At 45.6% G+C, this 13,021-nt stretch carries 8 protein-coding genes; 7 read left to right on the forward strand and 1 reads right to left on the reverse strand.

From position 1 onward, the window contains the following. Positions 1-53 precede the first annotated feature (53 nt). A complete protein-coding gene (locus tag AAA952_RS00540; RefSeq protein WP_338253896.1) occupies positions 54-401 on the reverse strand; it encodes a hypothetical protein in 348 nt (115 codons plus the stop codon). Between the two features lie 790 nt (positions 402-1,191). On the opposite strand from AAA952_RS00540, the gene AAA952_RS00545 reads away from it, so the two are divergent. The 7 genes from AAA952_RS00545 (at position 1,192) to AAA952_RS00580 (ending at position 12,966) form a co-directional block, all read left to right on the forward strand. Beyond that, the gene (locus tag AAA952_RS00545; protein WP_338253480.1) at positions 1,192-2,049 is read left to right on the forward strand and encodes a hypothetical protein; all 858 of its coding nucleotides are present in this window, start codon (positions 1,192-1,194) and stop codon (positions 2,047-2,049) included. 11 nt (positions 2,050-2,060) lie between these two features. Further along, positions 2,061-3,389 (forward strand): DUF4785 domain-containing protein, encoded by a 1,329-nt coding sequence (locus AAA952_RS00550; RefSeq protein WP_338253482.1) that lies wholly within the window; start codon positions 2,061-2,063, stop codon positions 3,387-3,389. A gap of 434 nt (positions 3,390-3,823) precedes the next feature. After that, positions 3,824-7,072 carry an nSTAND1 domain-containing NTPase gene (locus tag AAA952_RS00555; RefSeq protein WP_338253484.1) on the forward strand — a complete coding sequence of 1,083 codons (3,249 nt, stop codon included), beginning with the start codon at positions 3,824-3,826 and terminating at the stop codon, positions 7,070-7,072. Positions 7,073-7,091: 19 nt separating this feature from the next. Further along, the gene (locus AAA952_RS00560; protein ID WP_219256172.1) at positions 7,092-7,469 is read left to right on the forward strand and encodes a DP-EP family protein; all 378 of its coding nucleotides are present in this window, start codon (positions 7,092-7,094) and stop codon (positions 7,467-7,469) included. A gap of 352 nt (positions 7,470-7,821) precedes the next feature. Beyond that, positions 7,822-8,553, forward strand: a complete 732-nt coding sequence (locus AAA952_RS00565; protein WP_338253489.1) for a DP-EP family protein — start codon at positions 7,822-7,824, stop codon at positions 8,551-8,553. 583 nt (positions 8,554-9,136) lie between these two features. Beyond that, the gene (locus AAA952_RS00575; protein ID WP_105249692.1) at positions 9,137-10,165 is read left to right on the forward strand and encodes a sensor domain-containing diguanylate cyclase; all 1,029 of its coding nucleotides are present in this window, start codon (positions 9,137-9,139) and stop codon (positions 10,163-10,165) included. Between the two features lie 206 nt (positions 10,166-10,371). After that, positions 10,372-12,966: an FAD-binding protein gene (locus AAA952_RS00580; protein ID WP_338253492.1), complete on the forward strand. Its 2,595-nt coding sequence runs from the start codon at positions 10,372-10,374 to the stop codon at positions 12,964-12,966. The last annotated feature ends 55 nt before the right edge of the window (positions 12,967-13,021 follow it).

Genomic DNA, 13,021 nt, shown 5'->3' on the forward strand with positions numbered 1-13,021 from the left:
CGTTCAATCGAAAAATTAAGCGGCCTTCTATTAAAGATTTATACAGTAAAAGCTTATGTGCCTTTCACTATCGCACTCAAACGGGTAATGAATTGCTGTACGGCTTCAACTGTGTCAAAACTAAAGGCAAGGCCATAGTGGGTTTCGGTGAGACTCTTATGCAAACGCTTTGGAAAACGGGTCATCTCCGCATTGTGGAAATAATCGTATTTGGCATGCACGCCTGCAATGGTGGCGAGTTCTCCAGAAAAAACCTCAAACGCGGGCCGAATAATCAAGTTCGGAGATTTACCGTCGAGGTGTAAATAGAAAGCCTCTTTGGTGTCTGGGAGCATGTATTCGGTAATGTTTTTTATGGTGAAATTAGTGCGACATTGCAGTCCACTTAAGCAGCTCACCATCTCATTATGTTCTATCGCCAAACTTATTCTCCCGTGTTTGTTGTCTATTTAGATTAAACCTGCCCATATCGCGCTACTTTTCTACTCCCAGTCAATCCATGGCTCAGATGACTGATTAAGATAAGAAGAATATCATCTTGGCAATGTTGGTTTATTCCGTTTATCCCACTTTACCCCAGCTCAGCCTAATCGGTTTAGTCTTTAAATGCACTAAAGTGATACCCATATCCCAGAGTAAATGGACGAGTTTGAATTATTTATCACAAAAAACCTTTATATACAGAACGATAAACCTATTAACTCAAACGCTAAGCTGGTGTCACAGAAAATTCTTTTGTGTAAGCAAATCGCTATTTCAAACACGATAAAACACAACTTAGTTTATTAGGCATTACTTATCATCAGGTTATCAGCCTTTAGTTTGACATTAAAACGAACCGTTCAAAATGCGACCCTGCGATTGCATTTTATAATGATTGTTTTACTTGCCAGCTTAAAATGTTGCGTCTAGGTTAATAAGCTTGAGTTAAGTCCTGTTGATAATAGCTAAGTTACGGCAATCACATTTGATGCCAACCTAAACTAGCGCATTCACGCTATCCCGTCGTATTCAGGCCTTAAGTCATGTTTTACCCAAAGTGAGTAACCCGCGCTTAAGCGCCTATAAACCGAGCCATGCCAGCCGATTTCAAGCTTATTTACGGCAAATCCTGCATTAACTGACTTGCCCTAAACTATCGCATCGGACTGGCGGCCACAATCAACAAGACCAACAACACGAGATATAGCCATGAAGATCAAAAAAGCCCTCATGCTCTTGGGTCTGTTCGCTGTCAGCCCTGTAACGTTAGCCGCAACCGGAGTCGCCTTTATCCACGGTACGGGTCACCAGACCAATGCCTTAGCCGATTACTGGACGCCCGAATTTGTTAACTCAGTGCGCCAAGGCATCCCAGTGCCAAACAATTACACAGTGATCAACTGCGACTTTGACCAATATATGTGGGAAGAAAGCGCCGCAGGTTGTCTGGCGACGCAGCTTAATAGCTTTATCCAAGCCAAAAATATCGACGACTTAATTCTGCTGACCCACTCCAATGGTGGCAACGTAGTGCGGTGGATTTTATCTAACCCTACGTGGGACAGCCGTTATCCTGCAGTGATCAACGCCACCTCAAAGGTTATCGCCATCGCGCCTTCCAGTGCTGGTACGCCGCTGGCCGATGCGGTGAACCAAGGTAATGTGTTCGAAACCAGCTTAGGCTGGCTCTTAGGCTATGGCAGCAATGCGGTGAAACAACAGCAAGTCGGTTGGATGGAAAACTACAACAACGCTTGGCTTAATGGCACAGCGGGTCGCCCATCGCTGGGTAAACCCTTCGAAGTCGTGGTGGGCTCAGATGTTGATTCCGCCATTTGGGACAGCGACAGTTACTGCGCGGGTTATCAATACCAAGTCGCGCTCGAAACCACCCAAAACTGGCTCGATAGCTGCTCCGACGGCTTCTTAAATTGCAGCTCACAAAAGGCGGCTGGCACTGTCTGGTTTACTGATAAACAAAAGACCCGTGGCCAAGAGCCCTTAAGCCATCAGCAGAGCCGTCGTACGTGTTTCAACTTAGACACGCTGATCCGCAACCACATTTAAGGAGCACTAAGATGCACACACTCAGCAAACTTGCCAGTGTCTTGGCGCTAAGCGGACTGCTTGCAGCCTGCCAAGATGAAGCCACACCCATAGATCCCAAAACCAATGCCAGCCCAATGTACGCCAAAGGGTTAACCCTAGCCGCGCCGAGCGATACCGATTTAGTCGATAGCAATATTGCCAGCCCAACACTCACGCCCATCAACACCAGTACGGATTACATTAGCTTTATCACCCCGCTGTACGGTGAGTATCAAGCGAGTATGCTTAAGCTTGAGCAAGCCAGCCAAAGTGACGAGTATTGGGTCAATGTAACAGGCGCACAGCTTAATGCGGGCGTGGGCCTCACCATGAGCCAAGCGTCGAGCTTAGTGCGCATTGCACCTCGGGGCGATACCCGCTCTGGCGCCTTAATGCATGCAGAGGCTATTGCCCCTGAGCGCGTACAAATTCAGCGCGTTACCCCTAATCAGTCACCCCAAGGCAAAGCAGCCAACAGCAGTGGGATAAACACCAATGAGTCACTGGTTAAATCAATGGTCAACGCCGATGCTTTGGCTAGCGCAGGGTTAACCGATGATTCCAGTGCACTGCAAATGTCGGCGAAGGCCACACCGGGCGAATATCGCCTGCAGGTCAGCCAGCCGTTAACACCGAGCGCCAGCTACTTAGTCAATGTGAAGGAAAAAGGCTCGCCCTATCAACTAAGCGTCAAAGCCCCCACTGCCATCGCGGCGGATGCACAAACCCTTGGGCTTGAACTCGCACTCAGCCAAAGTGATAACACCTTTGTGCCACAGGCAAAACTCAAGCAAGCCGATGGCAATATGCAACCGCTGACGATGGTAAAACAAGGGGAGACATGGCAAGCGGTGATCCCCGCGGGCGTCGCACTTTCGAGCAGCAATGCTGGTTTCAGTGAAATTGAAGTCACAGTGCAAACCCAAGTCGATGGCCGACCTGTGCAGCGCACGGTCAAATCTGTCTTTAAGTCCTATGTCAATTCGGCGAGCATCAAGCCCGAAGTGCTCACGGTTTGGGATAAAGGCTTGCCTAACCAAATCAACTTTGAGTTATCGGTCGCCGAGGCGGGACGTTTTGGCTTAAGTGGTACGTTAACGGGCACCAATGCCGAAGGTCAAAAGGTAGCGATTCTACGCACCCAAGCGGCCAATTGGCTGACCCCAGAGTCGCCGAGGTTAAAGCTGATGTTAGATCCTAAGCTCATCCAAGCCTCGGGTTTACAGCCGCCCTTCGAACTCAATGAATTAGAACTGCAAGATCAAGGTCAAATGGCCAGATTAAGCTATCAAGCCAAGGCACTAACCTTAACGCGCTAATTCAAAGGGACCAATGTTAAGGGGCTAACGTTAAGATACTTAGCTTAACGTGCTGATAAGTCAGGCTTGTTAGCCTTAAGTTCCTCTCTAATACAAAGTGCCCAATCACGGGCACTTTTTTATTGTTGATCTTTTGCAATCGACACCTAAAAGCCATCACCTTATTTAACATCTAGCGTAAAGCACAAACTGTTGACAGAAAAATGACAAGCTAAAGACTATTTACCACACCACACCCTGATAAAATTTACATTGATTATCAAGGGTTATTCCTTTTAAATAACAATCATCAACGGCATAATGTCAACGTCTTGACGTCAGACCTTTGAATGACAAGCATACGGTTCTTTATAACAATACGTATAACAATAAGAGTGACTCACAGCGCAAGTTTTTACCGTGCCATGGTCAATACTCAATAAATGGACATCGTTATGAGTGACAGCACATTTTTCTTTGGTGAATGGCAAATCAATCCCAGCGCCAATAGTCTGCTCCTTGGCAAACAAGTCAAACAACTTGAGCCCAAGGCGATGGATGTGCTGCTATTTCTCTGTCAACGGGCGGGCGAAGTCGTCAGCAGTGATGAAATAGTCAGCCACTGCTGGCCAGGTGTAGATACCGGCGACAATCCACTACACAAAATTATCAATCAGTTACGTCGAGCATTAGGCGATAGCGCCACAGAACCCACCTATATAGAAACCATACGCAAACGCGGCTATCGCACCTTAGCCGAAGTGCGTTTTCCTATCGGACACCAAGCCACCGCCAGCCCACAGAGTTGGCAAGGCGGCTCGCCCTTTCCGGGACTGCAAGCCTATAGCGCTAATTATGCCGAGGTGTTTTTTGGCCGCAGTGAACAAATCAGCACTTTGCTTAACCGGATAAGCCAACAAATCCTGTTTGGCCGTGCCTTCTGCCTGATCTTAGGTCCAAGTGGCAGCGGTAAATCCTCCCTGATTAATGCGGGTGTGGTGCCCAATTTAATGAAGGGCGACGGCTATAACGGCATTGGTGTCGCGTCATTCAGCAGCTTAGATTTTGCCGATGTGAGTAAAGGACAACTACTCACCGATCTTGCCAGTGCTATGCTCGACTGGGAAATCAACGACATCCCAGTATTCGAAGGCATGAGCGCTGAGACTCTGGCGATTCAACTCGTCGAAGATATCCAAAGCGTGATCAACCAGTGTACCCAAGCGCTCAAGGCTAAACCCTTTTCCAATCCGTTTTTTGCCTTGTTTATCGACCGATTAGAAGTGTTGCTCTCATCACCGCTATTTAGCGATACCGAACGAACCCAGTTCATAGAATTATTGGAGCAACTCGCCACCTCAAAAGCCGTGATTATCATCAGTGCCTGTCGCAACGATTTTTATCCTTTATTGGTCAATTACCCAAGCTTAATGGCGGGTAAAGCCCGCGGCGCCCACTTTGACTTAGCGCCGCCAACACGCACTGAGCTATTACAAATGATCCGCCTTCCCGCAGTGGCTGCCAACTTAAGCTGGGAAGTTGACAGCGACACCGCGATGCCGCTCGATGAAATGCTCTGCAGCGATGCCGCCAGTAACCCAGATGCGCTGCCCATGTTGCAATACACTCTGCAGGCCTTGTATTTGCAACGCAGCGCCGACGATAAGTTGTTAGTCTCTGTTTATCATGCACTGGGCGGTATTGAAGGGGCGATTGGCAAAAATGCCGAGCAGGCGATTTCCCATTTAAGCGATGCTGAAAAAGCCAGCCTACCACGGATTTTATCCCTGCTAGTGACCCTGCGCGAAGATGAAAAGTCCATCACCAGCCGCACCGCTCGCTGGTCACAGCTGCAAAGCACCGCTGAAACAGCCCTAGTGCAAGCCATGGTTGATAGCCGCTTATTCGTGTCGCATCTGCAAAATGGCGAACCCTGTTTTAGCATCGCCCACGAAGCACTTTTACGCCGTTGGCCGCGGGCAACCGCTTGGATTAGCGAACATAGCGACAGTTTGAGTATTAAGAGTCGCCTACAGCATTTATCTAAGCGTTGGCTCAGCGAAGCCAAACACAGCGCTTATCTGCTCGCCGAAGGCAAGCCGTTAAAAGAGGCCCAAAGCCTCAGCCAAAATCCGTTATTCGATTTAGACGATCCCGAAACCGCCTTTATCGCAGCCTCCAGCAAACGCGCCAATATGCTGCGCTGGACGAGGCGCCTAACCGTCGCCCTGCTGTGCGTCCTCACCTTAACCTCCGTCATTATGAGCGTGCGCAGCATAGAGGCCGAAAAACTTGCCCTGCAAAAACGCCTCGCCGCCGAAGATTTGCTCGGCTTTATGGTGGGTGACTTCGCCGACAAGATGCGCGGCATCGGCCGTATGGACTTACTCGACGGGATCAGCAATAAGGCACTGGAATATTTCACTGATTTTTCCAATAAAGAGGATGATGCACACTTAAGCTTCGACGCCCGCTTCCAACACGGCCAAACCTTAGAGGCCATGGGCGAAGTCGCCTATTCGCGCAATAAAATCGATGAAGCTCGCAGCGCATTACTCGCGGCACAGGAAAAAATGCTGCCACTGCTCGAATTACTGCCGGAAAACTTAGCCCTACTGAAAACCTTAGGTGCCAATGCCTTTTGGTTAGGACAGCTTAAGTATGATGTGAGTGATTGGGCAGCATCACGCCCTTTTTGGGAGCAATATTTACAATACAGTCAAGCCATGTATGCCATTGCGCCAGAGGATAAAGATGCGCTGATGGAGCTGTCCTATGCCCATAACTCACTCGGTTCCATATCAATGAACCAGCAGGAGTTTGCTAAAGCAAAGCAAGATTTTGAAGAATCATTACGGCTTAAATTGCTCGCCTTGGCAAAAGCGCCAGAGGATAGCCAATTAATTGCTGACGTGGCCAATGCACGCTCTTGGCTAGCGAGCGCTGCTGTATCACAAGGGGATATAAATACCGCTATCCAAATCCATGAAGAAATACAGAAAGCCTTGGTAACTAAAAATCTTGAAAAACAGCCTTATTTACTCGATAGACTTACAGGAAGTTATCAAAACATCACCACACTTTTAAGTTATCAAGGCCGCCGAAAAGAAGCTTTGAACAAAGCCTCTTTGGGGCTTGCTACTATTGAGAATGCATTTAAACAAGACCCTGAAAATGAACGTTGGAAAAGGTTAAAATATTATTCATATTCACAAGTAATTGAGTTCGTCACTAGTGAAAGCCAATATTTAGCACTTGAAAAATCAACGAACATGAATTTTGATGATAAATCTTCACTAATCAAGTCCTCAACATACAAAGATATCTCTGCAAAAATCTATTTGTCCAAGGCAAAACTCATGCTAAACATTGGAGAATTAAAAGAGAGTTTAAAATTCGCAAAATTAGCAACCGAATCATATCGAGAACTAGCAAATGATTTCAATCAAGAAATAACCTATATAGCAAACCTTGCAATAAGTGAATTACTACAAGCTAATATCTATAAAAAACTGGGCGAGCCATTTTACATTGAGTTATGTAAAAGTGTTAGAAACAAAATAACGCCTTTTACTGAAAAAAACAAAGACCCAATATTTACGATTTCCTATGCAAAATCGCTCGATTGTTTAGGAGTACTTGATACACATAAAGAGCTTATTCTTTTTTTAGAAAAAAACGATATTAGAAATATTCGATTCTAACCACACAAGGAACATAAAGATGACTGCACCACAAGGCTTAGCTCAATTTGTAAAAGTGAATGTCACCCTAGAAAATGGTGAACCTGTATTTATTTATACGGATGCCAATGGCCAACAGTGTCAAGGTGACGTCAATGTCACTCAAGCTGGCACAATAACTTACCTGCTGAATGACCAAACCGGTAAAGGGCTAAAATTTGTGGGTGTGGGTTTTGTTACCCCATTCGATAAAATTATCGATGCGGTCACCATCAGCAGCGATGGTATGTTAGTACAGCTAGTAGACCTCGATAGAACACCAGGGACTACTAAGTTCCAATTTGTACTGAGCAATACAACTAATACCTTACTGGTGTTAAGTCCAGATCCAGAAGTTATCAACCATCCTAAAAACTAGGGTCTGTGGATTGGATTTTTCTCATGATTTCTCTCAGGACAGCCATATCTTTTCTAGATAAACGCCTCCTGAAATGAGCTCAAAATGCTCTGCTGCTACGGCAGAGCATTTCTCACAACACATCCGCTTATACTCCGTTTTCCCATAGCAGCACTGTCTTTGGTTGCTAGTAACGCTGAATCCCGTAAAATACAGGCTAAGGCTAACGAATAAAACAGCACAAAAAACAATTCCATTACGCTATTTAGTTTTAAAAATGACAACATTGTTATATATTTACTCCCCTTTTCTGCTTATCAAAAAACGCTACAATCACATTAAAGAACCCAAGTAATAATTAAAAGGAATTATCGTGAAAAAAACACTACTTTTGCTTGCTCTGACGGCATCGTTATCCACCCAAGCCGCCACTCAACAAGACATTGACTTGGCACTGGCTAAAATAAAAAACAGCGCTGACTTACAAGTGGTATTAAATACCCCTTCAGCGCTCGACGCACTCGGTGACAACTTACCTCAGTTCATCAATAGCATGACCGTTGACCAACAGGTGAGTTTCGACAAAGAGATATTAATAAATAACCTCACCGCAACTGAAGTTTATAATATTCTCGCCCTATTTGGTCAGCAAACTACGATAGCGCAATACCAAGGTGCCGCCATAGTTACTGATACCGATAGACTGCTATTAAATACTACGGCACTACCGGTTTGTAATGCAGCCAATCCTATTGAATTATCTGTCACGCTCGATACTCAAAAACAAGCACATTTCGGTTACGCACAATCGGGTATTGAATGTGATGGCAATGTGGAACTCACTGAAAATGCCACCATCACTTACCAGTTAGTCCCACAGCCAACATCACCTAAGGGACTGCGCTTAACTGGCGCTGGATTTACCAATCCCTTCGATGGTCATATTGAAACAGTGAGCGTCAGCTCTGATGGGCAAACTATTCAACTGCAAAACAATATTCAAAATACTGGCGTCAGCAAATACCAGTTTATTTTTGCTACGGATGAAAATGATTTACTGCTGGTAAGCCCAGATCCAGAAATTATCAATCGTCCTCAAAACTAATCGAAATGCCCAACCTTTAATCGGGCTGGGCAGTTTCTACACCCGAAGAAAAGGGGAAAAGCGGGGACAGCCATGTCTTTTTGTGCTTTGTCCCCTCTTATACTAGCCTTTACATTATCTTGATTGCGTCTGTTTGGAGCAGATGATGACCCCGGCCAGAAGAATGCTTATCGATGCTAATACAACGCCCTTCTATCATGTGATAAATCGCTGTGTCAGAAGGGCTTTTCTGTGCGGTGAGGATAAACTCACAGGCCGCAGTTATGAGCATAGACGTGACTGGATTGTCGATAAAATCAAAGCATTATCCACCATCTTTAGACACTAAAATCCTTTGCGCTTGACGCTTAATACCCAAAAATCCACTCATGGGTGCCACTTTTTTAACTTAGCCATGCCCCAAAACCTCGCACGTTTCAGCTAAATCGGAGAATTTACCGTGAGAAGATTAAATTTAAAACCTTTATAAACAATAGATTAAATCGGAAGGTAAGCAGAAGGTATCTTTTCTTTGCGAAGAATAAAGTCATCATCAGAAAAGCGCTTAGCGCAGATGACATTAGGTTCACGGAGAATGATAACAATGACAAGCTCACCTAAACTGACACGTTCACAACATCCATTATCACTTGTGGGTGAAGGCAATGGTTCACAGTGCACTGCGCAGCAAGGCTTGGTCGAGCCCGCATTGCCGTTAACCTTCTTCGAACATGCCTCGATTGAAACGATTCAACAGTTTATTCAGCATCTGACTGAACCGGTGATTATCGTCAATGCCCAAGGTTACATTTACTTTAGCAATAGCAAAGGTGCTGACTTACTGACGTGCCCGCAGGCCAGTTTGAAGGGACAAGATTGGCGCAACTTTTTGACCGAACACCATCAAGCTCGCTACGACAATCTGCTGAGCAATGATATTAAATTAGGCAAAAATTGCGGTATTCCAGTGCAGCACTCAGCCGAAGAAATCACCCTCATTACTGCCTCAGGCAAAGCAAAAGATGTTGAGCTCTCCATTTCCTACATCCCCAGCCATGAACCTCTGTTTGTGATGATGATGCACGATTTAACGCAGCACAAAGCGGAAAATCAAAAGCTACGTAAATTGGCCGCCACAGATTCACTGACAGGACTGGCGAACCGCCGATATTTTGATGAAATGCTGCATCACTACTGGGAAGAATGCACAGGTAAGTTGCGCCCTATCAGCGTGGTGATTATCGATGTGGATTACTTCAAAGTGTTCAACGACCAATTCGGCCATATCCAAGGGGATGAATGCCTACGTAAGATTGCCAAAGTGATTGCTGACATAGTGCCGATAGAAATTGGCCTGGCAGCGCGTTACGGCGGCGAAGAGTTCGCGCTAATTCTGCCAAGCCACAATGCCAAAATGGCACTGACGATTGCCCAAAAAGTGCAGCAAGGGATTAATGACCTGCGCTTTACTGAGCAAGGCCTGCGCGACTATGTCTCTGTGAGTGCGAGCCAAGGAATTGCGAGTGAAATCAATGGCCAATTCCGTACCTCACTCGCCATGCTGTGCGCGGCCGATACCGCATTGTATCGCGCCAAAGCTGATGGCCGTGACAGGATCAATACATCGCTTTAATACCTATTAATTGGCGACTTGTTTGCCCGCAACTGATTTACCCAAAACTGATTGACCCAAAACTGATTGACCCAAAACTGATTTACCCAAAACATAGTTACCCGCGGCTTAGTTATCCGCGATGGATCAACAACGGGATGAATGACCTCAGTAGCGCTTTACCGCATTGAGGAAAACACGCAAAGCACACGAAAGGACTCATGAATATGGACAAGCTTGAGGCATCAAGAAATATACGGGCAGTGATTGAAAAAAGCTTACCCGTGAGCACGTCACCCCTTGCCATATTTACTTACCAGTGTTGGGTAAAAACCAGCGCGGGTGGGCGTGTGTTCCATTATAAAACCGATCGAGAAGATACCTATTTTGCGGTGGATATTAATTCACTTGGGCATATTGAATGCGTGATTAATACCACCTTACTGCGGGTTGAGGCAATTTCAACCTTAGGTGGACTCAACGATGGCCAGTGGCACTTATTGTCTATCTGCCATGAATACCATGAAATCAATTGTTATGTGGATGGTGAAATTACCCATACACAACTCAATAACCTGTCACTGGTTGCCGACAATGAGTTTTTAATTGAAAACGTGTCATTACCGAATCATCGCGATACACATTTCGATGGTGAAATATTTGGCATCACCTTGCTCAATCGATTATTAACCCGAACTGAAATCGTTGACTATTACCGTAATCCAGCGCAACAAAAATCGATTAGCGAAAATAACCTCTACATTTATCAGCATCAAGATGCACATAATATTCGTGGTGAAAACTTTATCCCACTTAAAAGACAAAAAGTGCTGCTGGTCATATTTAATGACACTGAATATCAATTCATAAAAACCACTGCGGATAGCAACACTTATAATCAACAACTGCCTAAGATTATTCCACCCCACGAACGCCGAGCCTATATTATTGAATGTAACTATAACACTTGGCCTAATTTTAGTTATTTAGTTAATTACACGGCGAGTAATCAAGCGGATATTACACTCAATGTTGAAGTGTTTAAATCGCTGACAGCCTATCGCTCTAATATTAAAGTCACCGTTGCAAATGAACTCGAACGGGATTGTTTGATTATTCAATCGACCGAAGAAGAATTAAGTGCTGAAGTGCGTATTAGTGAAAACTTAGTGATCACTCAAGCCAAAAACTTTGTTAATTTCATCAATGAAGTTCGCGCACACATTCCGGCCGAAAATATTATTACCAGTGGCCATTATTATAGTGAGCAACAACTCTCGGTCAGCACGGGTAAGCAAATGATCGCCTACCAACAGGCTTGCCAACTGTTCAACCGCCGGTTACAAAAAAAGCCTCTGGCGATCATCAAATGCACGTCAACTGAAGAAGTCAAAATCGCCTATAAGGCGGCCATCGATTATAACTTGCCGATCAGCGTGCGCTCGGGTGGGAATGATCACGAAGGTGAAAGCACTGAAACGAATACCATAGTGTTAGATCTGCTGAAGATGGATAGCCTCACTTTAGATCCCATCACAGGTATTGCGGCCATTGGCCCAGGCAATCGCTTTATCAATCTCACCACTGCGCTTGCGAAAAAAGGCGTGATGATCCCCCATAGCTCCTGTGGCAGTGTTGCCTTAGCGGGATTTATTATGGGCGGCGGCTCAGGACCTTGGACCCGCAAACACGGCATGTGCTGCGAATCCCTATTACAGGCAGAAATTGTCCTCGGCATTGGTGAAACTCAAGTCGTCTCTGTTGCCAATAAACCTGAGTTACTCTGGGCGCTCAAGGGTGGCGGTGGGTTAAGTTACGGCATAGTGACCCGCTTTTTTGTGCAAACCTTTCCACTACCACCTGGCCTTATCAAGTTTGAATTAGAATGGAATTGCTACGATAAACAAACCCATGAACTCATTGAGCACACCCCAACTAAAGACATTTTACAGCGCTGGGAAGCCATCATAAATGCCGACAGCACTGGCTGTTTGATTGGCACTAATCTCAAGATTAATGCCAAACATTTACCCGTAGAACAACACAAAACACTCGACATAGACACTGACTCAATTACGCATAACTGCTTGATGTATGGTTTTTGGGAGGGCAATTCCGCCAGCCTAAACCACTTTATCCAGACACAATTTAATGAATTTGGCCTAGTCCCCAATGATATTCGCATTGAGGGTATGGGCGGACTCACCAAAGCCTACGGTGAAAACTTAATGCCCAGTTGGGAAAGGGAATCTTTTCATCATCTGCAAGCTGACTTACAAGGCATAAGCCGCTCACCTAATCCAACCGATGTGGATGAACCCGCGCCCCATAAAGTCACCTCACGCTTAGTGAATCAAACGGGGCTCAGGGACGGTTATAAGCCACTGCTTGAAAGCTTAACCTCTCGCTATGTACTTGAAGGTAATCGCCAATTGGGGCTATTTACCTATGTCACCCTTGGCGCCATTGCAGGTGATTATTATCGCACTATGGGCGAAGAGCAAAAGAGTCGCAGCGCCTTCCCCTACAAGGACAGACAATACACGATTCAATATCAAACTTGGTGGAATAACGCCCTGCAAGAGAAACAACAATTGCAGGATAGACAAGTGTTTACCCGCATTAATCGTGCGCTCGATTGGATTGATGCCAGCCGAAACTATGACATCCCCAACACCTCGGGCGCTTTTATCGGTTTCAAAGATAAGGGCATCCCTACAGATGTGTACTTTGACCACAATTACGCCGCGTTAAAACGGATTAAGGCGGCCTACAGCCAAGATAGCTTTAACCATTTCCGTTCACGTAAAAGCATTATTTAAGTTAATACATCGGCATAGCCTAGGGTGAGTTTTTAAGGCAAAATCGACGCCGTCC

This window comes from Shewanella sp. M-Br (assembly GCF_036245925.1).
GTDB lineage: Bacteria > Pseudomonadota > Gammaproteobacteria > Enterobacterales > Shewanellaceae > Shewanella > Shewanella oncorhynchi.